24 protein-coding genes are annotated in these 25,591 nt (G+C 74.5%); 13 read left to right on the forward strand and 11 right to left on the reverse strand.

The features are described from left to right. Positions 1 to 44: 44 nt before the first annotated feature. Entirely contained in the window at positions 45 to 503 is a 459-nt protein-coding gene (locus AB2L27_RS14650; RefSeq protein WP_370442223.1) for a DUF3237 family protein, read from the reverse strand. Next, positions 500 to 2,119, reverse strand: a complete 1,620-nt coding sequence (locus tag AB2L27_RS14655; protein ID WP_370442224.1) for an acyl-CoA synthetase — start codon at positions 2,117 to 2,119, stop codon at positions 500 to 502. The genes AB2L27_RS14650 and AB2L27_RS14655 overlap by 4 nt, the downstream gene beginning before the upstream one ends. Positions 2,120 to 2,232: 113 nt before the next feature. On the opposite strand from AB2L27_RS14655, the gene AB2L27_RS14660 reads away from it, so the two are divergent. From AB2L27_RS14660 to AB2L27_RS14670, 3 genes are read left to right on the forward strand one after another with little or no spacing between them, the layout of a single operon-like run. Further along, a complete protein-coding gene (locus AB2L27_RS14660; RefSeq protein ID WP_370442225.1) occupies positions 2,233 to 3,069 on the forward strand; it encodes an IclR family transcriptional regulator in 837 nt (278 codons plus the stop codon). After that, a complete protein-coding gene (locus AB2L27_RS14665; protein WP_370442226.1) occupies positions 3,066 to 4,187 on the forward strand; it encodes an aromatic ring-hydroxylating dioxygenase subunit alpha in 1,122 nt (373 codons plus the stop codon). Before AB2L27_RS14660 ends, AB2L27_RS14665 begins: the two co-directional genes overlap by 4 nt. Further along, complete coding sequence (locus AB2L27_RS14670; protein WP_370442227.1) at positions 4,184 to 5,179, forward strand: PDR/VanB family oxidoreductase; 996 nt, start codon at positions 4,184 to 4,186, stop codon at positions 5,177 to 5,179. The genes AB2L27_RS14665 and AB2L27_RS14670 overlap by 4 nt, the downstream gene beginning before the upstream one ends. 26 nt (positions 5,180 to 5,205) lie before the next feature. Here AB2L27_RS14670 and AB2L27_RS14675 read toward each other — a convergent pair whose 3' ends face one another. Beyond that, a complete protein-coding gene (locus AB2L27_RS14675) occupies positions 5,206 to 6,753 on the reverse strand; it encodes a methyl-accepting chemotaxis protein (RefSeq protein WP_370442228.1) in 1,548 nt (515 codons plus the stop codon). Between the two features lie 105 nt (positions 6,754 to 6,858). Further along, a complete protein-coding gene (locus tag AB2L27_RS14680; protein WP_370442229.1) occupies positions 6,859 to 8,196 on the reverse strand; it encodes a M20/M25/M40 family metallo-hydrolase in 1,338 nt (445 codons plus the stop codon). Between the two features lie 33 nt (positions 8,197 to 8,229). Between AB2L27_RS14680 and AB2L27_RS14685 the strand changes: the two genes are divergently transcribed. The 6 genes from AB2L27_RS14685 to AB2L27_RS14710 all read left to right on the forward strand — a co-directional run bounded on the left by AB2L27_RS14685 (position 8,230) and on the right by AB2L27_RS14710 (position 14,042). After that, complete coding sequence (locus AB2L27_RS14685; RefSeq protein WP_370442230.1) at positions 8,230 to 8,886, forward strand: GntR family transcriptional regulator; 657 nt, start codon at positions 8,230 to 8,232, stop codon at positions 8,884 to 8,886. Positions 8,887 to 9,081: 195 nt separating this feature from the next. Further along, the gene (locus AB2L27_RS14690) at positions 9,082 to 10,005 is read left to right on the forward strand and encodes a sugar phosphate isomerase/epimerase family protein (RefSeq protein ID WP_370442297.1); all 924 of its coding nucleotides are present in this window, start codon (positions 9,082 to 9,084) and stop codon (positions 10,003 to 10,005) included. A gap of 22 nt (positions 10,006 to 10,027) precedes the next feature. Next, positions 10,028 to 11,737 (forward strand): dihydroxyacetone kinase family protein, encoded by a 1,710-nt coding sequence (locus AB2L27_RS14695; protein WP_370442231.1) that lies wholly within the window; start codon positions 10,028 to 10,030, stop codon positions 11,735 to 11,737. A 15-nt stretch (positions 11,738 to 11,752) separates the two neighbouring features. Then, positions 11,753 to 12,253 (forward strand): ribose-5-phosphate isomerase, encoded by a 501-nt coding sequence (locus tag AB2L27_RS14700; RefSeq protein ID WP_370442232.1) that lies wholly within the window; start codon positions 11,753 to 11,755, stop codon positions 12,251 to 12,253. A 32-nt stretch (positions 12,254 to 12,285) separates the two neighbouring features. Further along, entirely contained in the window at positions 12,286 to 13,059 is a 774-nt protein-coding gene (locus tag AB2L27_RS14705; RefSeq protein WP_370442233.1) for a triose-phosphate isomerase family protein, read from the forward strand. A gap of 8 nt (positions 13,060 to 13,067) precedes the next feature. Continuing rightward, a complete protein-coding gene (locus tag AB2L27_RS14710) occupies positions 13,068 to 14,042 on the forward strand; it encodes a 3-hydroxyacyl-CoA dehydrogenase family protein (RefSeq protein ID WP_370442234.1) in 975 nt (324 codons plus the stop codon). Positions 14,043 to 14,146: 104 nt separating this feature from the next. Here AB2L27_RS14710 and AB2L27_RS14715 read toward each other — a convergent pair whose 3' ends face one another. Genes AB2L27_RS14715 through AB2L27_RS14725 form a run of 3 tightly spaced genes read right to left on the reverse strand, consistent with a single transcriptional unit; the run spans position 14,147 to position 16,994 of the window. Continuing rightward, positions 14,147 to 14,914, reverse strand: coding sequence for an ABC transporter ATP-binding protein (locus AB2L27_RS14715; RefSeq protein WP_370442235.1), 768 nt, complete (start codon positions 14,912 to 14,914; stop codon positions 14,147 to 14,149). Beyond that, positions 14,911 to 15,861 (reverse strand): ABC transporter substrate-binding protein, encoded by a 951-nt coding sequence (locus AB2L27_RS14720; RefSeq protein WP_370442236.1) that lies wholly within the window; start codon positions 15,859 to 15,861, stop codon positions 14,911 to 14,913. Before AB2L27_RS14720 ends, AB2L27_RS14715 begins: the two co-directional genes overlap by 4 nt. A 50-nt stretch (positions 15,862 to 15,911) precedes the next feature. Continuing rightward, complete coding sequence (locus AB2L27_RS14725; RefSeq protein WP_370442237.1) at positions 15,912 to 16,994, reverse strand: FecCD family ABC transporter permease; 1,083 nt, start codon at positions 16,992 to 16,994, stop codon at positions 15,912 to 15,914. Positions 16,995 to 17,079: 85 nt separating this feature from the next. Between AB2L27_RS14725 and AB2L27_RS14730 the strand changes: the two genes are divergently transcribed. After that, positions 17,080 to 17,847 (forward strand): alpha/beta hydrolase family protein, encoded by a 768-nt coding sequence (locus AB2L27_RS14730; protein ID WP_370442238.1) that lies wholly within the window; start codon positions 17,080 to 17,082, stop codon positions 17,845 to 17,847. On the opposite strand, the gene AB2L27_RS14735 is transcribed toward AB2L27_RS14730, so the two are convergent. Continuing rightward, complete coding sequence (locus AB2L27_RS14735; protein WP_370442239.1) at positions 17,828 to 18,493, reverse strand: hypothetical protein; 666 nt, start codon at positions 18,491 to 18,493, stop codon at positions 17,828 to 17,830. The two genes, AB2L27_RS14730 and AB2L27_RS14735, sit on opposite strands and share 20 nt — an antisense overlap. 48 nt (positions 18,494 to 18,541) lie before the next feature. Here AB2L27_RS14735 and AB2L27_RS14740 point away from each other — a divergent pair, with 48 nt between their 5' ends. Next, positions 18,542 to 19,009 carry a QcrA and Rieske domain-containing protein gene (locus tag AB2L27_RS14740; protein ID WP_370442240.1) on the forward strand — a complete coding sequence of 156 codons (468 nt, stop codon included), beginning with the start codon at positions 18,542 to 18,544 and terminating at the stop codon, positions 19,007 to 19,009. Positions 19,010 to 19,016: 7 nt separating this feature from the next. Here AB2L27_RS14740 and ilvD read toward each other — a convergent pair whose 3' ends face one another. Then, entirely contained in the window at positions 19,017 to 20,873 is a 1,857-nt protein-coding gene (gene ilvD, locus AB2L27_RS14745) for a dihydroxy-acid dehydratase (protein ID WP_370442241.1), read from the reverse strand. Between the two features lie 321 nt (positions 20,874 to 21,194). Between ilvD and AB2L27_RS14750 the strand changes: the two genes are divergently transcribed. Beyond that, entirely contained in the window at positions 21,195 to 22,208 is a 1,014-nt protein-coding gene (locus tag AB2L27_RS14750; RefSeq protein ID WP_370442242.1) for a site-specific integrase, read from the forward strand. A 138-nt stretch (positions 22,209 to 22,346) separates the two neighbouring features. Here AB2L27_RS14750 and AB2L27_RS14755 read toward each other — a convergent pair whose 3' ends face one another. Both AB2L27_RS14755 and AB2L27_RS14760 read right to left on the reverse strand, forming a co-directional pair. Continuing rightward, positions 22,347 to 23,408 (reverse strand): ThiF family adenylyltransferase, encoded by a 1,062-nt coding sequence (locus tag AB2L27_RS14755; protein WP_370442243.1) that lies wholly within the window; start codon positions 23,406 to 23,408, stop codon positions 22,347 to 22,349. Continuing rightward, the gene (locus AB2L27_RS14760) at positions 23,405 to 24,232 is read right to left on the reverse strand and encodes a hypothetical protein (RefSeq protein ID WP_370442244.1); all 828 of its coding nucleotides are present in this window, start codon (positions 24,230 to 24,232) and stop codon (positions 23,405 to 23,407) included. The genes AB2L27_RS14755 and AB2L27_RS14760 overlap by 4 nt, the downstream gene beginning before the upstream one ends. Before the next feature lie 153 nt (positions 24,233 to 24,385). Here AB2L27_RS14760 and AB2L27_RS14765 point away from each other — a divergent pair, with 153 nt between their 5' ends. Further along, on the forward strand, positions 24,386 to 25,474 hold the full coding sequence (locus AB2L27_RS14765) for a M15 family metallopeptidase (protein ID WP_370442245.1): 1,089 nt from the start codon (positions 24,386 to 24,388) through the stop codon (positions 25,472 to 25,474). Positions 25,475 to 25,591 lie beyond the last annotated feature (117 nt).

Consider the following 25,591-nt stretch of genomic DNA (forward strand, 5'->3'; position numbering starts at 1 on the left):
TGTGTGGAACGGTTCGTGGTCCCCCGGCGGTGGGGTCGGTGCCCTCAGAGGACGGTGAAGACCCGCACGTCCACCCGGCGGGGATGGCGGTGGGCGTCGGCGACGAAGACGCGACCGGTGACCCACGCCCAGGCCGGCGCGGCGCTCGACAGGCGCGGGGTGCAGCGGAAGTAGACCCGGGCGGGGTCGACCTCCTCGCCGCGGGCGAGGGCGGCCATGTCGGCCGGGTCCCCGCTGCGCACGCCGCGGTTGTGGACCGAGAGGCGTTCCCCGGCGGCGGTCTCCACGACGTACTGGGCGTCCAGCAGGGCGAACCCGGGGGTCAGCACCTGGTGGTCGGCCCCACCGGGCAGGACGCGGCCGGTGAGCCCGCCGGGGCCGTCGAGGGTCCCGCCGGTGATCGGCACCATGCGGCGGTGCCCGTCGGGGGCGGGCCCCAGGTCCACGGGGTCACCGACCTCGATCCGCAGGGTGAACAACTCCTCCAGGGTCGGTGCGCTCACCGGACTCCCTCCTGCTGCTGCTGCTGTCGGGCGACCAGGGCGGCGACGTCGTCGGCGGCCCGCCGGCGCAGGTCGACGCGGCGGATCTTGCCGGTGCCGCCCATGGGCAGTTCCTCCACGCAGAACACCCACCGGGGGACCTTGTAGGCCGCGATGCGCTCGCGCAACTGCTCGCGCAGGGCCTGCGGGTCGAGCGTGACGCCCTCCAGCGCCGTCACGTAGGCGGCGCCGACCTCGCCCCAGCGCTCGTCGGCCACGGCGACCAGCGCGGTCGTGGCCACGCCCGGCAGGCTGGCGATGACGGCCTCCACCTCGGCCGGGTAGACGTTCTCGCCGCCGGAGATGAACAGGTCCTTGAGCCGGTCCACGACGCGGACGCGACCGTCGGGGCCGACGTCGACCACGTCCCCGGTCCGGTACCAGTCCCCCGCCGGCCCGGTGAAGGCGTCGGCGGTGTCCGCGGGACGGCCCCAGTAGCCGGCGAAGACGTTGGGTCCGCGCACGAGCAGTTCCGAGGGCGTGGAGGCGGCGTCCAGGGCGACGGGCCGGCCGTCGGGGCCCACGGCCGCGACGTCGACGAAGAAGTGCGGGGCCCCCACCGAGGTCGCCCGGTCGGCGCCGTCGGCGGGGGTCTCCATGAAGACCCCGGGGGCGGCCTCGGTCATGCCGTACCCCTGCACGACCTCGACCCCGCGCTCGCGCCAGGCGCGGGCGACCCGTTCCAGCACCGCCGACCCGCCGTAGACGACGGTGCGCAGCGAGGACAGGTCCGCCCCGGCCCAGGCGGGGTGGTCGGCCATCATCTGCAGCATCGTCGGGACGCAGGCGAAGCTCGTGGCCCCGAAGTCCTCGACCGTGCGCAGCAGCCCGGCGGCGTCGAAGCGGGGCAGGACCTCGACCCGCCCGCCCTTGAGCAGCGTCGGCAGGGTCACCTGCCCCAGGCCCACGGCGTGGAAGACCGGGGCCGTGCACAGGGCGCGTTCGTGGCGGGTGACGTCGACGTGGGTGAGCTGGTTCAGCGTGTTCCAGGTGAGGTTGCCGTGGGTCAGCACCGCGCCCTTGGGCCGGCCGGTGGTGCCGGAGGTGTAGAGCACCACGGCCGGGTCGTCCAGCGAGGCTCCCAGGCTGGCCGGGTCCGGCGGGGCCGTCCCGGGGGCGGCCAGCACGTCCTCCAGCGCCCGCCCGGGCACGCCGGGCACCGGTCCCAGGGTCAGGACGGTCCGCAGCGCGACGTCCTCGGTCAGCACGGCGGCGGCGACCGGTTCCACGCCCGGCCCCACGACGAGGACCTCGGTGCCGCTGTCGCGCAGCGCGAAGGCCAGCTCCCGGGCGACGAGGCGGACGTTGAGGGGGACGAAGACGGCGCCGGCGCGACCGCAGGCGAACAGCAGTTCCAGCGCGGTGAGGTCGTTCAGGCCCAGGTAGGCGATCCGGTCGCCCCGGGCGACTCCCAGTTCCAGCAGGCCGGCGGCCAGGCGGTCGGTGCGGTCGGCGAGCTCGCGGTAGGTGCGGGTGCGCTCCCCCTGGCTCAGGGCGGTGGCCTCGGGGTCGATGCGGGCCCGGCGGGCGGGCCACGACCCCAGTCCGCGGTCGAGGAGGGTGTCGAAGCCGTCCACGGGCGGTGCTCCTTCTTCCACGTCGTCGGGGGGCCGGGAGGACGGCCACGGCACGAGTGTGCAGATCGACAGCAAACCTGTCAATCGGCGGGCTCGGGGGGCATGCTGGGTCCGTGACCCTCACGTCGCGCACCTTCGAGGTGCTCGCCGCCTTCACGCCCGAGCACCGCACCCGGCGCCTGGCCGAGCTGGCGGCCACCAGCGGGCTGCCCCTGACCACGACCCACCGCATCGTCGCCGACCTGGTGCGCTGCGGGGCCCTGGAGCGCGCCCCGGACGGGTCCTTGCACGTGGGGCTGCGGCTGTGGGAGATCGGCTCCCTGGCCCCCCGCGGCAACGCGCTGCGCGACGTGGCCCTGCCCTTCCTGGAGGACCTGTACGTCGCCACCCGCGAGAACGTCCAGCTCGCCGTCCGCGAGGGCCTGGAGAGCGTCTTCGTCGAACGCCTCACCGGCCGCGAGGCCGTCACGGTCATGACGCGCGTGGGCACCCGCTTCCCGCTGACCTCCACCGGTGTCGGGCGCGCCCTGCTGGCCCACGCCCCCGCCGACGTCCAGGAGGCCGCCCTGGCCCGCCCCGTGCGCCGCTGGACCCCGTTCACCGAGGTCGACCCCGCGCGCCTGCGCGCCGGCCTGGCCGAGGTCCGCCGCACCGGCGTGGCCGTCAGCGACCGGGAGGTCACCCGCGACGCGGTGTCCGTGGCGGCCCCCGTGCGCGGCCCCGGCGGGGACGTCGTCGCCGCCGTCTCCCTCGTCGTGCGCCACGGCACCGTCTCCCCGCCGGCCCTGGGGCCCGCCGTGCGGGCCGCCGCCCTCGGGATCTCCCGCGCCCTCGGCGCCCCACCTTCCGCTGTGCGGAAGTCCCTCTGGCGCGAGGAGCCCGCCCCGGCCGACGCTGCACAGGACCGGGACCCACCGGCACCGTCGCCGCGACCAGGAGGACCACCGTGACCGAGCTCGACGTCCCCGGGCGGGTGACCGCCAAGATCTTCCCCCACCCCCTCAACGCCTGGTACGTGGCGGCCTGGGACCACGAGGTCACCGCCAAGGCCCCGACCGCGCGCACCGTCGCCGGCCGCCCCCTGGCCCTCTACCGCACCCAGGACGGACGCCCCGTCGCCCTCGACGACGCCTGCTGGCACCGCCTCGCACCCCTGTCCCAGGGCAAGCTCGTCGGCCGCGACGGCATCCAGTGCCCCTACCACGGCCTGCAGTACAACGCCGCCGGCCGCTGCACCGCCATGCCCGCCCAGGCCACGGTCAACCCCAGCGCCCTCGTCACGTCCTACCCCGTCGTCGAACGCCACCGCTACGTCTGGGTCTGGCCCGGCGACCCCCTCCTGGCCGACGCCGCCACCATCCCCGACATGCACCAGATGGACTCCCCCGAGTGGGCCGGCGACGGCCTCACCATCGAAGCCCCCTGCAACTACCAGCTCATCCTCGACAACCTCATGGACCTCACCCACGAGGAGTTCGTCCACGGCTCCAGCATCGGCCAGGCCGAACTGTCCGAGAGCGAGTTCACCACCCGCCACGAGGACGACGGCAGCGTCACCGTCACCCGCTGGATGCGCGATGTCGAACCCCCGCCGTTCTGGCGCAAGAACATGCGGGACGAGTTCCCCGACTTCGAGGGCCGCGTCGACCGCTGGCAGATCATCCACTACTACGCCCCCTCCACCATCTGCATCGACGTCGGCGTCGCCGAAGCCGGCACCGGCGCCCCCGAGGGCGACCGCTCCCGCGGCGTCAACGGCTACGTCATGAACACCATCACCCCCGAGACCGACACCACCTCGCACTACTTCTGGGCGTTCATGCGCAACTACCGCCTCGACAGCCAGCTCATCACCACCCAGCTGCGCGAAGGCGTCCGCGGCGTCTTCGCCGAGGACGAAGCCATGCTCGTCGCCCAGCAGCGCGCCATCGACGCCAACCCCGACAAGGTCTTCTACAGCCTCACCGTCGACGCCGGCGGCATGTGGGTGCGCCGCATCCTCGACCGCATGCTCGCCGCCGAAGGCCGCGCCCTGCCCGTCCCCAGCGGGGTCCAGGCCCTCTCGTGAACGCCCGCACCTTCCACGACGCCCGCGTCCTGGAGACCACCGACGTCGCCACCGACATCCGCCGCGTCGTCCTGGAACCCCCACCCGCCGCCCGCCGGCGCGCCGACCCCGGGACCCACCTCGACGTCCGCGTCGAGGTGCCCGGCGGCCGCCCCGAGGTCCGCTCCTACTCCGTCGTCGACTCCACCCCCGACGGCTCCCGGCTCGCCCTGACCGTCCACCGCTCCCCCACCAGCCGCGGCGGCTCCGCCTACGTCCACGGCCTGCGCCCCGGGGACTCGCTGCGGTGCACCGGCCCCCTGCAGAACTTCCCCCTGCGCATCGGCGCCCAGCGCTACCTGCTGCTGGCCGGCGGCGTCGGCATCACGGCGCTCGCGGCCACCGCCCGCACCCTGGCCCGCCTCGGGGCCGACGTCGAGCTCGTCTACGTCGGCCGCTCCCGCGACCGGATGCCCTACCTCACCGACCTGCAGGCCGAGCTCGGCGACCGCGTCCGCCCCGTCGTCTCCAGCGAGGGCACCCGCCTGGACGTCGAGGACCTCATCGCCCGCACCGCCCGCGACGCCCCGGGCACCGAGGCCTACGTCTGCGGCCCCCTCGGCCTGCTCGACGCCGTCACCGGCGCCTGGCACCGCCACGGACTGCCGCAGACCAACCTGCGCTACGAGACCTTCGGCAGCTCCGGGCGGCACGCCGCCGGCCGGTTCCGCGTCCAGGTGCCCGCCCTGGACCTGGAGACCGTCGTCGACCCCGGCAGCACCGTGCTCGAAGCCCTCCGACGGCGCGGGGCCGACCTCATGTACGACTGCCTCAAGGGCGAGTGCGGACTGTGCGTCCTGCCCGTGCGCACCGTCGAGGGGGTCCTGGACCACCGCGACGTGTTCCTCTCCCCCCAGCAGCAGGAATCCGCCGAAGCCCTGTGCGTCTGCGTCTCCCGGGTGGCCGCCGGACCGGAGGGGAACGACCCCCTCCTCGTCCTCGACCTGCCCTGACGGGACCGACGCCGCCGCCGCAGGGATCAGAACCGGAAGCGGCTCACCAGGGTCTGCAACTGGGTAGAGATCCCCGCGACCTCCTCGGAGGCGCGCTGCGCGTACTCCACGGTCTGCACCGTCGTGGCCGTGGCCGCCGAGACCTCACGGACCCCACCGTCGACGCGATCGGCCCCGGCCGCGGCCTCGGCGATCGACCGCGCGATCTCCGAGGTCGTCGCCGTCTGCTCCTCCACCGCCGAGGCGATCGTCGTCTGCAGGTCGTTGATCCGGGCGATGACCTCCGCGATCGACCCGATCGCCGAGACCGCCCCCGTCGTGTCGTCCTGGATGGCCTGCACCTGCCGGGAGATGTCCTCCGTGGCCCGCGCGGTCTGCTGCGCCAGCTCCTTCACCTCACCGGCCACGACCGCGAAGCCCTTGCCCATCTCCCCGGCCCGGGCGGCCTCGATCGTCGCGTTCAGGGCCAGCAGGTTCGTCTGCTCGGCGATGGCCGTGATGACCTTCACGACCGAGCCGATCTGCGCGGAGGACTCCCCCAGCCGCGAGACCGTCGCCGTGGTGTCGTCCGCGACCTGGACCGCCTGAGCCGCGACCCCGGTGGCGTCGGCGGCCGAGGTGGAGATCTCCCGGATCGCGCTGCCCATCTCGTCGGCGCCCGCGCCGATCGCCTGCAGGTTCGTCGCCACCGACGCCACGTCCCCGGCCACCAGCTCCACGCTGCGACCGGTCCGCTGCGACGCGGCCCCGGCCTCGCTGCTGCGGTCGGCCAGGCTCGCCGACGTCGCGCTCAGCGTCCCCGCGCCCCGGGCCACCGAGGCCACGTCCACCCGCAGCTGCGCGAGCGCGCGGTCCAGCGCGGCGGCCGCTCGCCCCAGCTCGTCGTCGTTGTCCACCCCGCTGCTCACCGTGAGGTCACCGCGCTCCAGCGCCTGCGCGACCTCCACGATGGCGCGCGCGTCCGCCCGGATCCGTCGCACCGTCAAGGTGACGATCCCGGCCGACACACCGAGCCCGACCGCCAGCAACCCCAGCGTGAGCAGCAGCGACAACCGCGCCCGGCCCTGACCGTCCTCGACCGCGGCGGCCACGGCCGCGGCGGCGCTGGTGTTGAGGGTGGCGACGTCCTGGGCGAACGCGGCCTGCGCCGCGGTGTACGCCTGGTCGGCGCTCGCGGCCGAGGCGGCGTCGCGCGCGGCGATGATCTGCTGGCCCGCGGCCTCGCCGGCCTCGTACTGCGCCTGCAGGTCCCGGACCAGGTCCTGCTCGGCGGCGGGCACCTGGGTCAGCAGACGGTCCATCAGCGTGGTGATCTCCGTGCGCCGCGCCTCCAGCCGCGGCGCCAGGCGCGGTCCCTGACCGGGCACGAAGTTCGAGCTCAGCGCCAGCGTCGCGATGTCGCTGCTGGCCAGCTCGATGGCGCGCACCGTCGTCTGCCGCTGCAGCGGTCCGGTGGACAGGTCGGAGATGTTCTGGGACATCGCCTGCGCCGCGAGCACGCCGCCCGTGCCGGTGACGGCGGCCACGGCCGCCAGCGAGGCGGCGGCACCCACGATCCTGGTGGTCAACGACACGGTGGACAACTCCCCTCGACACGACTGGTGAGGAGTCCATCGACAGTCGCCGGGCGGGTCTTGAGCGTTCGACGCGCCGTCAGGGCGACCCGTCGGGACGACCCGTCAGCAGGTGGCGAGGAACCGCCGCAGCACCCGCACGCCGAACCCCAGGGCATCGACCGGGACGCGTTCGTCGACCCCGTGGAACATGCCCGCGAAGTCCATCCCCGCCGGCAGCCGCAGGGGGGCGAACCCGTAGCCGCGCACCCCCAGGTGCGAGAACGACTTGTTGTCGGTCCCCCCCGCCAGGCAGTACGGCAGGACCGCCGCACCCGGGTCCTCCGCCTCCAGGGCCGAGCGCATCCGGTCCACCAGCGGAGCGGCGAACTCCGTCTCCAGGGCCACGGACTCGTTGACGACCTCGACGTCCACGCGCTCCCCGGCCAGTTCCCGGATCGTGGCCATGAGGTCGTCCTGCCGGCCGGGCAGGAACCGGGTGTCGACCAGGGCCGTGGCCGTCCCCGGGATGACGTTGTGCTTGTACCCGGCCTCCAGCACCGTGGGGTTGGCGGTGTTCTGCAGCGTGGCCCCGACCCAGCGCGCGGTAGTGTCCAGGGTGGCGAGCAGGGCCGAGGGGTCGTCCTCGTCGAAGCGGACGCCGGTGATCTCCGAGACGCCCTGCAGGAACTGGCGCACCGTGGCGGTGTACTCCAGCGGCCAGGTGTGCTCCCCGATCCGGGTGACGGCCGCGCACAACCGCGTCACGGCGTTGTCGGTCCCGACCTGCGAGCCGTGCCCGGCCCGTCCGTGCGCGACCAGGCGCAACCACGCCAGGCCCTTCTCGGCGGTCTGCAGCAGGTAGGTGCGCCGGCCGTCGAGGTCGACGGAGAACCCCCCGACCTCGCTGACGGCCTCGGTGACCCCCTCGAACAGGTCGGCCCGGTTCTCCACGAGCCACTGCGCCCCCTGGGTGCCCGCGGCCTCCTCGTCGGCCAGGAACGCGAACACGAGGTCGCGCGGGGGGCGGGTGCCGGTGCGGGTCATCTCGCGCAGGACGGCCAGCAGCATCGCGTCCATGTCCTTCATGTCGACCGCGCCGCGGCCCCACAGGCACCCGTCGGCGATCGCCCCGGCGAAGGGGTCGACCGTCCAGTCCGCCGCGCGCGCGGGCACCACGTCGAGGTGGCCGTGCAGCAGCAGCGCCCCGCGTTCGGCGGTGCCGCGTTCCTCGCCTGGGACGCGCACGACGACGTTGCCGCGGCCGGGGAACCCCTCGACGTACTCCGGTCGCAGGCCGACCTCGTGCAGCAGCCCGGCCACGTGCTCGGCGGCGGCGCGCTCGCCGGGGCCGGAGCCGTCGCCGTAGTTCGAGGTGTCGATGCGGATCAGGTCCCGGCACAGGTCCAGGACCTCCTCCTCGGCGGTGGGGGTGGCCTGCGCGGTACTGGTGTCGGCGCTCACCGGCGCCACCGTAGCCGGTAGCGTCCCGGTCCCATGGACGACTGGTCGGTGACGACTCCCCGCGGGCTCACGGACACCGTGCACGACACGCTCCTGGAACTGCTCATGAACCGCGGCCTGGAACCCGGTTCGGCGTTGCGGACCCAGACGCTGGCCGCCCGCCTGGGCGTCTCGGCGACGCCGGTGCGCGAGGCCCTGGCCCGGCTGGAGGGGTCGGGTCTGGTCGTGCGCACCGCGCGGCGCGGGTACCGGGCCGCGCCGCTGCTGTCCAGCGAGGAGCTCGCCCAGCTCGTCGACGTCCGTCTGCTGGTCGAGCCGGGCAACGCCGAGCGCGCCTGCGCGCGTACCGACGACGGCTTCGTGCTCCGCCTCTGGGCGGCGGTCGAGGAGCAGCGGCAGGCGCCGACCGGGCCGGGCTACACCGGGTTCAAGCACTACCTGGAGGCCGACTGGTCCTTCCACGAGCTGCTGGCCGAGGGCACGGGCAACCCCTTCATCGTGCGCACGCTGGACTCCTTCCGCGGCTTCGTCCAGCGGCTGCACCAGGTCGAGGAGCACGTCGGGGACGCGCAGGAGAGCGTGGCCGAGCACGAGGCGATCGTGCGCGCCTTCGAGCGCCGGGACCCCGCGGCCGCCGCGGAGGCCATGCGCGTGCACCTGCGGGGGGTGCTCCAGCGCGCCGTGGCGTGAGCGCGGGGTCACGGTGGGGGGTGCAGGGAGGACGCGGGGTGACACGGTGAGCCCAGGCTCGCCAAGCCCCGTGATTTTCTATACAATCTGTGGCACGACGACCTCAGGAGTGAGAACGTGAGCGACGACGCCACCCGCGTGTTCGACGGCTTCCCCGACGTGCTGACCCGTCAGAACTGGCCGATCACGGTGCCGATGATGCCGCACCCGCACGTCCTGCCCGACGGCACGACGGTGCAGGAGCAGTCGGCCGAGGGCTGGGCCCAGACCCTGGAGGTGATGGTCGACGCCGGCTACACCTGCATCGACCCCACCGACACCTGGATCCGCATCGCGGACCTGCCGGCGCAGCGGCAGCAGGAGTTCGCCCGCACCGTGCGGGCCGCGGGCCTGCAGATCCCCGCGTTCTCCACCTCGCGCCGCTCGGTCATGGACCCCGAGAGCGGGGAGGAGAACCTCGCTTACTCCCACCGGGCCATCGACGCCTGCGCCGCCATCGGCATCCCCGTCGTGAACTTCGGGTTCATGCGCGGTTTCACCCCCGCCCAGGCCGAGGCCCTGTGGTTCTGGCTGGAACCGGGCTACTCCGACGACTTCAGCGACGACGTCCGCGCCGTCGCCGTCGGCAAGATCAAGGAACTGGCGAAGCACGCCCAGGAGGTCGGCGTGCAGATCGCCCTGGAGATGTACGAGGACACCTACCTGGGCACGGCCGACCGCATGGTCCAGTTCGTCCAGGACGTCGGCTACGACAACGTCGGCCTGAACCCCGACTTCGGCAACATCCTGCGCCTGCACCGCGAGGTGGAGCCGTGGGAGGAGATCGCCGCCAAGACGTTCCCGTACACGAACTACTGGCACCTGAAGAACTACTACCGCGACGAGGAACCCTCCACGGGTTCGGTGCGCACCCACCCGGCTCCCCTGGAGTTCGGGACGATCAACTACCGCAAGGCCATCACGATGGCGATCGAGGCCGGGTTCCGCGGCGCGTTCTGCGTGGAACACTACGGCGGCGACAGCATCAGCGTGGGCGCGACCAACCGCGAGTACATCCGTCGCGTGCTGCCCAAGGTGACCCCCTTCCAGTCCTTCCGCAGCGGCGCTGCGAACCACTGAGCGATCGAAGGAGACCGTTCCCATGACGAAGATCTTCGGTGACCCCGCGACGTTCGTCGACGAATCCGTGGCCGGTTTCGTCGACGTCTACTCCCGGTACGTCCAGCCCGTCCCCCACGGGGTGATCCGCTCCACCGCCACCCCCGAGGGCAAGGTGGCGCTCGTCGCCGGCGGCGGCTCGGGGCACTACCCCGCCTTTGCCGGCTACGTGGGCCCGGGCCTGGCCGACGGCGCCGTCTGCGGCAACGTCTTCGCCTCCCCCTCCACCCGCTGGGTCTACGACGTCGCCAAGGCCGCCCACCGCGGCGGCGGTGTCCTGCTCGGGTTCGGCAACTACGCGGGGGACATCCTGAACTTCGGCCTGGCCGCCGAACGGCTGCGCGCCGAGGGCATCCGCGCCGAACTGCTCGTCGTCACCGACGACGTCGCCTCCGAGGGCCAGGGCGCCAACGGGCAGCGTCGCGGCATCGCCGGCGACGTCGTCGCTTTCAAGATCGCCGGTGCCGCGGCCGAGGCCGGCTACGACTTCGACGAGGTCGTGCGCGTGGCCCGCCACGCCAACGAGCGCACCCGCTCGATGGGCATCGCCTTCGCCGGCTGCACCCTGCCCGGGGAGACCGAACCCCTGTTCACCGTCACCGACGGGCACATGGGCATCGGCCTGGGCATCCACGGCGAACCCGGCATCAGCGAGGAACCGATCGGCACCCCCGAGGAGATCGCCGACCTGCTGGTCGAGAAGGTCCTGGCCGGCAAGCCCGAGGGCGCTCCCGACGGCGGCCGGATCGCGGTCCTGGTCAACGGGCTGGGCTCGACGAAGTACGAGGAGCTGTTCCTGCTCTACGGCCCGATCGCCGCGCGGCTGCGCGAGGCCGGCCACGAGATCGTCGCCCCCCAGGTCGGGGAACTGGTCACCAGCCTGGACATGGCCGGGGCCTCCCTCACCGTCACCTGGCTGGACTCCGAGCTGGAGGAGCTGTGGACCGCGCCGGCGCAGTGCCCGGCCCTGTCCGTGGGCCCCACCATCGAGACCACCCCGGCCCCGGTGTACGAGGTGCCCGAGGACGAGGTCGCCGACTACACCGGCACCCCCGAGGAGGCCCAGTCCGCGGGCCGTCGGGTCGCCGACCTGCTCGAGGCCGTCCGCGACGTGCTGAAGGACGCCGAGGCCGAACTGGGCCGCATCGACGCCATCGCCGGTGACGGCGACCACGGCACCGGCATGGTCAACGGCTCGGTCGCCGCCGCCCGCGCGGCGCGCACGGCCGCCGACGCCGGCGCCGGCGCCGGCGCGACCCTGGCCGCGGCCGGCGGCGCGTGGGCCGACCGCGCCGGCGGGACCTCCGGGGTCATCTGGGGGGTGCTGCTGCACGCCTTCGCCGACCAGCTCGGCGACGAGGGCGAGCCCACCGCCCAGCAGGTCGCCGCGGGCGCCGGGGCCAGCGTGGAGGCCGTCCAGCGCCTGGCCGGGGCGCGGGTGGGCAACAAGACGATGCTGGACGCCCAGGTCCCCTTCGCCCAGACCCTCGCCCAGCGCGTGGAGGCCGGTGACGACCTGAAGACGGCGTTCACCACCGCCGCCCAGGCCGCGACCGAGGCCGCCGAGGCCACCAAGGACCTGCGCCCGCAGATCGGGCGGGCCCGGCCCCTGGCCGAGCGGTCCCTGGGTCACCCCGACGCCGGCGCGGTGTCGCTGGCGCTGGTCACCCGCACCGTCGCCGACGAGCTCTGAGAGAAGGAGGAGGACATGACCGACCTGCAGTGGCGCGTCGTGCTCGCGGCCGACGAGGCCGGTGTCTCGTACAAGGACGCGATCAAGGCCGACCTGGAGAAGGACCCCCGCGTGACGGAGGTCATCGACGTCGGTGTGAACGCCGACACGGACAAGACCGCCTACCCGCACGTGGCGGTGGCCGCGGCCCGCAAGGTCGCCGCCGGGGAGGCCGACCGTGCCATCCTGGTGTGCGGGACCGGGATGGGTGTGGCGATCGCGGCGAACAAGGTGCCCGGCATCCGGGCCTCGGTGGCGCACGACTCGTTCTCGGTGGAGCGGCTGGTGCTGTCCAACGACGGCCAGGTGCTGACGTTGGGTGAGCGGGTCATCGGCAAGGAGCTGGCGCGGCGGCTGGCGAAGGAGTTCCTGGGGTACGTGTTCGACACCTCCAGCGCCTCGGCGGCCAAGGTGGACGCGATCACCGGGTACGAGACCGGCACCGAGGGCGAGGCGGGTAGCGTCGGCTCCTGCTGACGCACCCCCTCGAGACCGGAGCCCCACCCACCATGTCGACCCGCCCCCGCCCGCTCGTCGGGGTCAGCCTGAAGATGTACTTCTCGCTGGCCCGCACGCGCAGCTACCTCGCCGACGTGGCGTCCCTCGGCCCGGTGGTCGCCGAGGCCGGCGTGGACGCCTTCGTCATCCCGGACTTCCTCACCGTGACCACGGGCCTGGACCTGCTGCGCGGCACGGGCATCGCCATCGGGGCCCAGGACGCCTCCTGGGAGGACTTCGGCGCCCTCACCGGGGAGGTGTCCCCCGCCGCGCTGCGCGAGGCGGGGGCCCGGTTCGTCGAGATCGGGCACGCCGAGCGGCGGCGCATGTTCGCCGAGGACGACATCGTCACCGCCCGCAAGGCCGCCGCGGCCGCCCGCAACGGCCTCGTGCCGCTCATCTGCATCGGCGAGAACGTGCGCATCGACGTCGCCGACGCCGCCCGCACCACCGTCAGCCAGGTCCTGGCCGCCCTCGAGGACGTCCCGTCCGAGGCCGAGGTCGCCATCGGCTACGAACCCAACTGGGCCATCGGGCAGACCGAACCGGCCCCGCCCGAGCACGTCGTGGGCGTCACCACCCGACTGCGCGACGCCCTGTCGCACCGCCGCGGCCGCACGCGCATCCTCTACGGGGGCAGCGCCGGGCCGGGCATGTTCACCGACGTCGCCGAGGGGGTCGACGGCCTGTTCCTGGGCCGCTTCGCCCACGACGTCGCCAACTTCCAGGCCGTGATCGAGGAGATCGCGGCCCACCCGCTCAACCGAGCGGACGACCCTTCCTAGGAGAGACCGTGCCCACAGCACCCCGCACCGACGAGATCACCAAGGTCGCCCAGATCGGCACCGGCTACATGGGCGGCGGCATCGCGCAGTCCCTGGCCCTGGCCGGCAACGACGTGTGGCTGGCCGACGCCGACAAGGAGTCCACGCAGCGCAACTACGAGCGGCTGCTGAAGGAGTCCGAGCTCTTCGAGGCGCAGGGGCTGTTCGCCCAGGGCAGCACCGAGGTCCTGAAGCAGAAGTTCCACCCCGCCGACTCCATCGAGGAAGCCGTCGCCGACGTGCACTTCGTCGAGGAGGCCGTCTTCGAGGACCCGGCGGTGAAGAAGGAGGTCCTGTCCCGCGTCGAGAAGGCCGTGACCCCCGGCACCATCATCGGCACCAACACCTCCACCATCCCCGTCAAGGTGCTGGCCGAGGCGTTCGAGGACCCCTCGCTGTTCCTCACCGTGCACTTCTCCAACCCGGCCCCGTTCATCCCCGGCGTCGAGCTCGTCACGGGTGAGGCGACCGACCCGGCCGTCCTGCCCATCGTCGACGACCTGCTGGCCCGCGCCGGCCGCCGCGGCGCGCAGGTCAAGGACGTCCCCGGGTTCGTCCTGAACCGCCTGCAGTACGTCCTGCTCAAGGAAGCCATGACCGTCGTCGAGGAGGGGGTGGCCACCCCCGCCGACGTCGACACCATCGTCTCCACGACCTTCGGTTTCCGGCTGCCGTTCTTCGGCCCCTTCGCCATCGCCGACATGGCCGGGCTGGACGTCTACGCCAAGGGCTTCAAGGTCCTGGAGGGCCACTTCGGGGACCGCATGTCGGCCCCGGCCAACCTCACCGCCCTCGTCGAGGCCGGCAAGTACGGCACCAAGACCGGTTCGGGGTTCCTCGAGCTCGAGCCCGACAAGCTCGCCGAGCTCATCGACTACCGCAACAAGGCCTACCGCAAGATGCAGGAGCTGCTCGACGAGCTCGGCCCCTCCCCGCTGGCCTGACCCTCCCCAGCGCACCCACCGGGCCCCGGCCCGGACGCGAACCCCCCTCGGGGCCGGCCGCCACCCCGCGGCCGGCCCCGAGCCGTTCCCCGCCCGACCGGACCTCAGCCCGCCCGCTCCCGCGGGTGGAAGGCCAGGTGCAGTCCCCCCTCGTGGTCCACCCGCCGCACCCCCACCTCGAAGACGGGTTCGAGCACCGCGGGGACCAGCACCTGCGAGGGCGTCCCCGCCGCCCGCACCACCCCCGCGTGCAGCAGGACCACCTCGTCGCAGTACGCCGCGGCCAGGGCCAGGTCGTGCAGCACCACCACCACGGTCGTGCCCAGCGTCCGCACGAGCTGCAGCACCTCGTGCTGGTAGCGCACGTCGAGGTGGTTCGTCGGCTCGTCCAGCAGCAGGTGCCCCGCCCGCTGGGCCAGGGCCCGGGCGATGAGCACCCGCTGCCGCTCCCCACCGGAGACCTCCGCCACCGGCCGCCGCGCCAGGTGCAGGCCACCGACCCGGCGCAGCGCGTCCTCGGCGATCCGCACGTCCCGGCCCGTCGTCCCTGCGAACGCGCCCCGGTGCGGGATGCGGCCCAGCAGCACCGACTCGGCCACCGTCAGCGGCAGGTCCGCCCCCGGTTCCTGGACGACCACGGCCACCCGCCGGGCCAGTTCCCGCGCCGACAGGCCCGCCACGTCCCGGCCGTCGACCTGCACCGTCCCGCGCCGCGGGCGCAACGCCCCGTGCAGCAGGCGCAGCAACGTCGTCTTGCCGCTGCCGTTGGGCCCGAGCAGACCCAGCACCCGGCCCTGCGGCGCGTCGACGTCGACCCCGCGCAGCACCGGCTGGGCCCCGTGGGCGAACTCCAGCCCCCGCGCCCGGATCACCGCCCGAACCGCTCGACGATGCGGTCCAGCCCCTCCAGCGCCAGCGGCGTCGGCGGCTCGGTGAAGTTGAACAGCAGGGGCAGCACCGCCCCCGAGCGCACCGCCGTCAACGACTGCGCCCCCGGAGCCGAGGCCACCGCCTCCACCACGGCCGCCGGGTCGCCGTCGGAGTGCAGCAGGACCAGCACGTCGGGGTTGCGCACCAGCAGCTCCTCGCGGGTGACCTCGAAGACCCGGTCGGAGACGTCGGAGAACACGTTGGTGAACCCCGCCGCCTCCAGCTGGGGGTGGGCCGTGCTGCCCGTGCCGTAGGCGTACGTGACCCCGCCCCCGATCGTCGGGTACAGCACCGCCGCCGTCCGTCCCGACGCTTCCCGCCGCAGCGCCGCGAACCGCTCGGTCAGCTCCCGCGCCGCGACGCCCGCCTGCTCCTGCCGGCCCAGGACCCGGCCGTAGAACTCCATCTGCGCGGCCACGTCCTGCAACCGCACCTCGCCCCCGCCGCCCTCGCACAGGGCCGGTTCCTGCAGCAGCGGCACCCCCGAGGCGGCCAGCGTGGCCCGGTCCAGGGTGTCCGCGACCCCCAGGACGAGGTCGGGCCGCTGGGCCAGCACCACCTCCCGGGAGATCTGCAGGTGCCCGCTGCTGTCCGTGCGCTCGGTCAGGACCGGGATCGCGGCCAGTTCCGCCCGCGTCGCCTCGTCGTAGTAGGCGTCGGGGTAGTGACCGGCCCGGGCCACCACCGCGTCCATCACCCCCAGCCGGTGCAGGAACGGCACCGGTGCGCTGTGCAGCAGCACGATCCGCTCCGGGGGGCGGTCGAAGGAGACCTGCGCGCCGCAGTTGGTGACGGTGAACCCGGCCGGGGCCGGCTCCTGCCCCGCGCACGCGCTGACGCACGACAGGGCCAGCGCGGCGGAGGTGAGCAGGGGCAGCAGCGGACGCACGGGGTCCTCCTTCGGGGACGGGCTTCGGGGCCGGGCTTCGGGGACGGGCTTCAGGAACGGGCGGTCGGGCTCTGACGACGGACGAGGTGCAGCAGGAACGGCGCCCCCACCAGCGCGGTGACGATGCCGACGGGCAGCTCCTGCGGGGCCATGACGGTGCGCGCCACCAGGTCCGCCCACACCAGCAGGCACGCCCCCAGCAACGCCGCGGCCGGCACCACCCACCGGTGACCGGCCCCGACCAGCCGCCGGGCCAGGTGCGGCACGACCAGACCCACGAAACCGATGCTGCCCCCCGCGGCCACCAGGACCCCCACCGTCAGGCAGACCACGACGAGCAACCGCACCCGGGCCCCGGCCGGGGAGACCCCCAGCGCCTGCGCCGTCGCGTCCCCGTGGGCCAGGGCGTCCAGGACCGGCGCCCATGCGCGCAGCACCACGACCGCGGCCACCACGACCACGAGCACCACGGCCAGGGCCGGACCCCACCCGGCCAGCCCCACCGACCCCAGGAGCCAGAACAGCACCGACCGCGCCCCCTCGGCGGAGTCGGAGGCGAACACCAGGAAGCTCGTGGCCGCCGACAGGGCGTACCCCACCGCCACCCCGGCCAGCAGCAACCGCACCGAGGTCAACGACCCGCCCGAGCGGGCCACGGCGAACACCAGGGCCGTGGCCGCCAGGGCCCCCAGGAACGCGCTGACCGTCACCGCGTGCGGACCCAGCCCCGCCGCGACCCCGAACAGGATCGCCGCGGCCGCCCCGCACGAGGCCCCCGAGTTCACCCCCAGCACGTAGGGGTCGGCCAGCACGTTGCGGACCACGGCCTGCAACGCCGTCCCGCACACCGCCAACCCCGCCCCCAGGGCCAGCCCGAGCAGCACCCGCGGTACCCGCACCGACCAGACGACGGCCTCGTGCTCGGGCGACCACGCGCGGGCCGCCCCGATGTCCGGACCGGCCCCGGCGCCGAGACGGTGCAGCACGATCGCCAGCACGTCCCCGGGCGCCACGACCACGGCTCCCACCGCGGTCGCGACCAGGGCCGACAGGACCGTCAGGGCGCTCAGGACGGCGAGGATCACCCCGTTGCGGCGGGTGCGCGACCGCACCCCCAGCACGTCGGTCGTCACGACACTCCCGTCTTGTTGCAAGACGCTCGCAACAAGGCAGGAGCCTAGACGTCCCCCGCGCGCCGCGGCCACTAGGGTCGACGGCATGGCTGACGAGGTGTCCTTCCCCAGCTCCACGGGCCACCGGCTGGCCGGCCTCCTCGACGTCCCCACCGGCCCCGTCCGCGGGTGGGGGATCTTCGCTCACGGCTTCACCCTGGGCAAGGACTCCCCGGCCGCCTCCCGCATCTGCAAGGGCCTGGCCGAGGAGGGCATCGGCATGCTCCGCTTCGACAACCTCGGGCTCGGCGGGTCCGAGGGCGACTGGGGCGACGGGTCCTTCACCCACAAGGTCGACGACACCGTCCTGGCCGCGCAGTTCATGGCCGACCGCGGAACCCCGGCCGCCCTCCTCGTCGGGCACTCCTTCGGCGGCGCGGCCGTCCTGGCCGCCGCCGGCCGCGTCCGCGACTTGCAGGCCGTCGTCAGCGTCGGCGCCCCCAGCGAACCCCGCCACGTCGAGCACAACTACGACGCGCTCGTGGACCGCGTCATGGCCGACGGTCACGCCGAGTGGCTCGTCGGAGGCCGCGCCCTCACCCTCAAACGGGCCTTCGTCGAGGACGTCCGCACCGCCGACCTCAAACGGCACGTCCGCCGCCTCACGGTGCCGCTGCTGGTCATGCACTCCCCCACCGACTCCACCGTCAACGTCGAGAACGCCAGCGCCATCTTCAAAGCCGCCCCGCACCCGCGCAGCTTCGTCTCCCTCGAAGGGTCCGACCACCTGCTCACCGCCCGCGGCCAGGCCCGCCGGGCCGCCCGCATCATCAGCGCCTGGGCCGACCAGTACCTCAGCGCGCTGGAGACCTGAGCCCGAACCGGGCGGCGACGTCCTCCACGAGCACCTCCAGCGGACGACGGCCGTCGACGCCCACCACCGCCCCGGGAGCACACCCGGCCAGCTCCGCCGCCAACCGGTCCGTGAACAGCGCGTCCCGCGCCAGCAGGTTCCCCAGGGCCCGCGGCGGGTCGCTCGTCCGCCCGGCGATCTCGCCCTCCGACCCGCGCTCGCGGAACGCCCACGCCCGGAAACTCGGCGTCGGCAGCAACCACACCGCCCCCGCCCCCGCACCGCCACCGGCACCTGCGCCGGGCAGGAGCGGGAGCACCCACCGCGGCAGCAACCGGAACCCCTCGACCACCACCACCCGCCCGGCCGGACGGGCCAGCAGGTCCGCCACGACCAGCTCGAACCCCTCACCGGCGAACCACGGGAACGTCTCCAGCATCTCGACCGGGTCCCGCAGCACCCACCGCTCGTCCATCGACATCGCCAGGAAGCGGTGCAGCAGCGGCGCGCTCCCCGGACTCAGCCGCCGCACGTGGTCGGCCATCGCGGCGTCGGTGTCGTACACCTCCACCCCGTACCGCCGGGCCAGCTCACCGGCGACGGTCGACTTCCCCGCCCCCGACCCCCCACCGAGCCACCGCACGTGCGCCAGCCGCCCGGGATCCACGTCCGGCAGGCTGGACCCGCACCCACCACCGACCGACGGAGGACGTCCGTGACCGACCACCCGAAGACCCACCTGCCCCGACCCTTGCCCCGCCCCCTGTCCCGCACCGTCCTGACCCGACGCGCCCTGGCCACCACCGGCGGGACCCTCGGCGTCGGCGCGGCGCTCGCCGCCTGCGGCGGGGACGACGCGGCAGCCCCGGTCGCCGCCCCCGCGCCCGGGGAGACCCTGGCACAGCTGTCCGACGTGCCCGTGGGGTCCGGAGTGGTGGTGCAGGACGCCGACGGGTCCGCCGTGGTCATCGTCCAGCCGGAGGCCGGCCAGGTCGCGGCGTTCAGCGGCCTGTGCACCCACCAGGGCTGCGCCGTGACCCTGCGCAACGGTGAACTGGACTGCCCCTGCCACGGGTCCCGCTTCGACCTGACCACCGGCCAGGTGCTCAAGGGCCCCGCGACCGAACCCCTCGAACCGCTGCCCGTGCAGGTGGACGGCGACTCCGTCGTCGCCGCCCCCTGACCGTCCCTCAGCCGTGGGTGCGGTCCGGGACCCTGCGGACCGCACCCGTCGAGGCCGACGTCGCCATCGCGGCGTACGCCCGCAACGCACCGGTCAGCGGACGGTCCCGCTCCACCGGCTCCCACGGGCGCTCGCGGGAGTCCATCTTCGCGCGGCGCTCGGCCAGGACGTCCTCGGGGACGCGCAGGTGCAGTCCGCGGGTCTGCACGTCGATCTCGATCGGGTCCCCGTCCTCGACGAGCCCGATGAGCCCGCCGGCCCACGCCTCGGGCGAGACGTGCCCGATCGAGATGCCGCTGGAACCGCCGGAGAACCGGCCGTCGGTGACGAGCGCGCAGACCTTCCCCAGGCCCCGGCCCTTGAGGAACGACGTGGGGTGCAGCATCTCCTGCATCCCCGGCCCGCCCGCGGGCCCCTCGTAGCGGATGACGACGACGTGACCGGGCTGCACGGCCCCGGACAGGATGCCGGTGACGGCGTCCTCCTGGGACTCGAAGACCAGGGCCGTGCCCTCGAAGTGGAACAGCGACTCGTCGATGCCGGCGGTCTTGATGACCGCACCCTCGGTGGCGAGGTTGCCCTCCAGGACGGCCAGCCCACCGTCGGCGGTGTAGGCGTGCGCGAGGTCGCGCACGCACCCCGACTCCGCGTCGGTGTCCAGGGAGCTCCACCGGTTCTGCGTCGAGAACGCCTGCGTCGTGCGGACCCCGCCCGGTGCGGCGTGGAACAGCTCCACGGCCCGCGCCGACGGGGACGCGGCCCGCACGTCCCACTCCTGCAACCAGGACTCCAGGTCCGGGCTGTGGACCGTGCGCACCGACTCCTCCAGCAGCCCGGCCCGCCACAACTCCCCCAGGATCGCGGGGATGCCGCCGGCGCGGTGCACGTCCTCCATGTGGAAGTCGGAGTTCGGGGCGACCTTCGACAGGCACGGCACCCGGCGGCTCACGGCGTCGATGTCGGCCAGCGTGAAGTCCAGGCCGGCCTCCTGCGCGGCGGCCAGGATGTGCAGCACGGTGTTCGTGGACCCGCCCATCGCCACGTCCAGGGCCATCGCGTTCGAGAACGCGGCCCGGCCGGCGATGCTGCGCGGCAGCACCGAGGCGTCGTCACCGTCGTAGTACTGCTTCGCGAGCTCGACGACCAGCGATCCCGCGCGCAGGAACAGGTCCCGCCGCGCCGCGTGCGTCGCCAGCGTGGACCCGTTGCCCGGCAACGACAGCCCGAGCGCCTCGGTCAGGCAGTTCATGGAGTTCGCGGTGAACATCCCCGAGCACGACCCGCACGTCGGGCAGGCCGAGCGCTCCACCGCGTCCAGGCCCGCCGCGTCGACCTGCTCCGACGCCGAAGCGGCGATGGCGGTGATGAGGTCGGTCGGGGCGTGCGCGACGCCGTCGACGACGACGGCCTTGCCGGCCTCCATCGGCCCGCCGGAGACGAACACGGCCGGGATGTTCAGGCGCATCGCCGCCATGAGCATGCCCGGCGTGATCTTGTCGCAGTTCGAGATGCAGACGAGGGCGTCGGCCTGGTGGGCGTTGACCATGTACTCCACCGAGTCGGCGATGAGCTCGCGGCTGGGCAGGGAGTACAGCATCCCGGAGTGCCCCATCGCGATCCCGTCGTCGACGGCGATGGTGTTGAACTCCTTCGACACCCCGCCGGCCTCGGCGATGGCCCCGGCCACCAGGTCGCCCATGTCCTTCAGGTGCACGTGGCCGGGCACGAACTGGGTGTACGAGTTCGCGATCGCGACGATCGGCTTGCCGAAGTCGCCGTCGGTCATGCCGGTGGCGCGCCACAGGGCGCGCGCTCCGGCCATGTTCCGGCCGTGGGTGGAGGTACGGGAACGCAAGGCGGGCACGACGGGCTCCAGGTCAGGGTGCGAGGTGGGTCCCGCACGGGACACCGCGGCCGATGGGCCCGCGGACAGCGCCCCGCGCGAGCGGGCGTCTCCCCCGGACCGCGGGTGTGCGGGCGGGCAGGACGCCACGACGGCGACCACCCGGTCGTGGTGGTGCACCTGGCCCCGGGTCCGTCTTGGAGTTCCCCGGGGTGTCGCCAGGATAGACCCGAGCGGACGAGGCCTTTGTTGTTTGGGTTGTGGTGGTGCGCGCTGTCGACTCTTCACGACAAGTATCCAAATTGATTCCGATAACGGAACTTCACTTGTTACTGTGGCGAGGTGAGCTCGAACCGGCCGACCGAGGTCCCCGACGAACTGGTGGCTGCGCTGCTGCCGCCCCTGGACCCGCCACCGGTCCTCGACGTCGACACCCTCCTCGCCTGGTTCGCCTCCCTGGACCCGCTCCGGCGGGGGCTGCGCGCCCCGTCGACGTGGCGCGCCTACGCCGTGGACCTGACGCACTTCGGCGAGTGGTGCACGCTGCAGGGCCGCGACCCGCTACCGGCCGCGCCGGAGACCGTGGCCGACTACCTCAGCGCCCAGGTCGAGTCGTTCTCCATCGCGACCCTGCAGCGCCGGCTGGCGGCCATCGCGGTCGCGCACGGCCTCCTCGGGGTCCCCTCCCCCACGGACACCGAGCACGTCGGCCTCGTCTGGCGCGGACTGCGGCGCGTGCACGGTCCCGGGCGGCGTCGCCGCCGGGTGGACGCCCTGGAGACGCGCGGGCTGGTGGACCTCCTCGCCCCGCTGGAGGACACGGTGATGGACCACCGCGACCGGGCTCTGCTCGTCCTGGGCTTCGCCGGGGCCCTGCGGCGCTCCGAGCTCAGCGCCCTGGACGTCACCGACGTCGTGGCCGAGCCCGAGCGGCTCCTCGTCACCGTGCGCGCCAACGGGTCCCGTGACGAACGCGTCGTGGAGCTCCCCCGCGGGCACCGCCTCGAGACCTGCCCCGTCCGGTCGTGGCGGCGGTGGACCGAGGTCGCCCGGCTCACCGAGGGCCCCGCCTTCCGGCGCATGACCAAGGGCGGCCGGTCGCTGCGGCCCGAACGCCTCGGTGACCGCGGTGTCGCCGAGGTGGTCAAGCGCCGCACCCTCGACGCCGGGCTCGACCCGAGCCTGTTCTCCGGGCACAGCCTGCGCGCCGGGTTCGTCACGGCCGCGACCCGCGCCGGGGTGCCGGGGGTCTCGATCGCCCGCCAGACCGGGCACCGGTCGGCGGCCGCCCTGGCCGCGTGCGTGCGCGAGGACCGGCCGTTCCCGGGCAACCCCGCCGCCCACGTGGGTCTGTGACCTACCGGGAGCGACGCCCGTCGTGGAGGTGCCATCCTATTAGCTCCGGTAACTGAACTTCCATATTTGTGATGGACGAGAGTCCCGCGCCGCGGATCACCGCCACGCGTCAGGGCGTCCCGGCGCGCCGTGGGTGCGTCAGTGGGCCGGGCCCCCGGCCGCCCGCCACGCGGCGAACCCACCCTCGAGGTGCGCGACGTCGGTGCGCCCGGTGGCGAGCACGGCGCGCACCGCCTCCGCGGAGCGGGACCCCCGCGCGCAGTGCAGGACGACCGGGCCCGCGGGCAGGGCACCGGGATCGGCGAGGAGCTCCCCCAGCGGCAGGGCGAGCGACCCCGGGATCGCTCCCCGGGCGCGTTCGTCCGGTTCCCGCACGTCGACCACGACGGCGCCGGGCCGGGTCAGCAGGTCGGCCGCCGTCACCGTCGGCAGGTGCGTGGGACCGGCGCGGCGGGGGTCGGCCCGCAGCGGCAGCTCGCGCCACGTCATGGCCAGGGCGTCGTGGACGAGGACCCGGCCGAGCAGGGGGCGGCCGGCGCCGGTGAGCAGCTTCACGGCCTCGGTCACCATGACGGAGGCGACGGCGGCGCAAACGCCCCCGAGCACCCCGGCCTCCCCGCAGCCGGGCACCGTCCCCGGTGGCGGTGCCGTCGGGAACAGGTCCCGGTAGGTGGCCCCGGCCGGGTCGAAGACGCTGACGTGACCGTCGAAGCGCAGGACCGCGCCCCACACCCACGGACGCCCCGCCGCGACGAGCGCGTCGTTGACGAGGTAGCGGGTCTCGAACGTGTCCGACCCGTCCAGGACGAGGTCGTAGCCGGCGACGATCCGAGCTGCCGAGGCGCTCGTGAGCCGTTCGCGGTGGCGCACGACCGTGATCCCCGGATCCAGCCGGGCCACGGCGTCCGCCGCGCTGTCCACCTTCGCGCGCCCCACGTCGGCCGTCCCGTGCAGCACCTGGCGCTGCAGGTTCGAGGTCTCCACGACGTCGTCGTCCACGACGCCGATCGTCCCGACCCCGGCCGCGGCCAGGTACAGCAGCGCCGGTGAGCCCAGCCCGCCGGCGCCCACGACGAGGACGCGGGCGTTGAGCAGGCGGCGCTGACCGAGCTCCCCGATCTCCGGCAGCAGCAGGTGCCGCGACCAGCGGTCGCGCTGGGCGGCGGTGAGCTCGGGACCGGGTTCGACGAGCGCTCTCACGGGCCCACCCTCTCCCCCACCGCCGCGACGTGGGCCGGGGGGCTGTCCTGGCGCTCCAGGGCAGCCCGCAACCGGCGGGCCCCGTCGGCGGCGGCCAGCGCGGACGCCGGCGGGGACTGCCCCGTGAGCCGTTGCAGCGCACGGGAGGTCGCCTCCAGGACACCCAGGACGTCCGGGCCGGTGAGCTGCGCCAGCGAACCGGCCGGCCCGTCCAGGACCAGCGCGCCCGTCACCGCCGAGCTCGCCCCGGAGTCCTCGACCAGCGGCACCGCCACGACCACGGCGTACTTGCCCCGCACGCGCCGGAACTCCTCCGGGTCCAGCCCCTGCCGCTCACCGGCCTCGTCCAGGACCGTCACGTCCCGCGCCACGACGGCCCCCGTCGCCACGCACTCGCCCACGACCCCCTTGCCGGGCGCCCAGCGGACGCCGGAGGCGACGGGCCGGCGACGGGCGCGGACGCGGTGCACGCGGGCCAGGCGCGGGGCCCGGCCCCAGGGCCGGACCAGCCGGTACCCGGCCAGGGCCAGGTCGCGCGGGTCGAGCCCCGTCGCGTCGGCCACCGCCCACACGGCACCGGAGAGGAGGTCGTCGAAGACCTCGCGCCGGGCCGCGGTGCGGCGGTCCCGCACCGTCGCGACGGCCCGCGCGACCGCCGGGACGACGGCCACGACCGCGGTCAGGGCCACGAGCGTGACGACGACCGCGTCCGAGGCGGTCCACACACCGCTCCGCGACAGCGCCAGCAGGGCCGCCAAGACGGCCGCGAGCGCGGCCAGCGCGACGTCCAGGACGGGGCCGCTGCTGACCCGGGAGACCTTCACGGCGCCACCGTAGGCCGGGCCCCGGACACGTCGCCGTCGGCGTCCTGCGGTGCCCGTCCGTCCACAGTCGGGCGATCACGGGTTTCCCTTCTCGTCGCGTCGTCAACTAGCCTCCGCCGCGACATCGACACCGACGAAGGACTCCTCACACCCGTGCGCCGCTCGCTGCCGTCCGCCCTCCCCCGCCGCACCACCCGCTCGCTGGCCGCCGCCGCCGTGCTGGTCGCCCTGTCCGCCCCGCAGGCCGGGGCCACGACCGTCCCCACCGGCCAGGACCAGCTGACGACGCTGGCGGCCCAGGCGGCCTCGGCCCTGGAGACGTACCAGCAGGCGCTGCAGGCCCAGCAGGACGCCCAGGTGGCCGCCGACGCCGCGCAGCAGGAGCTGGCCGCCGCGGACGCCGCCCTGGCCGCGAGCCGGGAGGAGATGGGCGACTGGGCCTCCCAGGCCTACCGCGGGGCCAGCGGGTTCAGCGAGCTGTCGGGGGTCGCGGTGCTGCTGGACCCCCGGCGCACCGGCGACGTCGGCTCGACGCTGGCCACCATCGACCGGGTCGGCGGTCAGCACGCCGAGGTCGTCGAGACGGCGGTGCAGGCCCGCGCCCGCCAGGAGGCGGCCACCGCCCGCGCGAGCGCCGCCGTGGACGCCGCGCACACGCGCGTGGAGGAGGCCGCCGCCGCCAAGGCCACCGCGGACGCCGCCGTCCAGCAGCAGCTCCTGGCCTACTCCGAGGCCCAGCGCACCTCCGCGGGCCTGGGGCCGCTGGCCCCGGACGCGGCCGTGACCGACCGGGCCCGGGCGTTCCTGTCCAGCACCCAGACGTGCGCCGGGGGGACCCTCACCGGTTTCCCCAACGGCCTGCTCCCGCTGGAGGCGCTGTGCCCCCTGCCCTCGGCGCCGGGCATGGTGCTGCGGGCCGACGCCGCGCACGCGTTCGAGGCCCTGTCCCAGGCCTTCCAGGCCGACTTCGGCACGCCGCTGGCCGTCACCGACGCCTACCGGTCCCTGGCCGCGCAGGTCGACGTCAAGGCCCGCAAACCCGGTCTGGCCGCCGCTCCCGGGACCTCCCGCCACGGCCTGGGCCTGGCCGTCGACCTGGGCGGCGGGGTGCAGGACGCCGGGTCGGTGCAGCACCAATGGATGGACCGCAACGCGGCGTTGTTCGGGTTCGTGAACCCCGCGTGGGCGCAGGGCTCCCCCGGGCCGTTCGAGCCGTGGCACTGGGAGTTCGTCGCCTCCTGAGGGTGGCCCGCGGGTGATCGTCCCCGGGCACGGACCGGTTGCGCCGCGAGGCGGCGGCCCGTGCCCGGAACGGTGTCGGCCACCCGGGAACGACGAAGGCCCCGACCTGGTGGTCGG

Source organism: Kineococcus halophytocola (genome assembly GCF_041276425.1).
Taxonomy (GTDB): Bacteria; Actinomycetota; Actinomycetes; order Actinomycetales; family Kineococcaceae; genus Kineococcus; species Kineococcus halophytocola.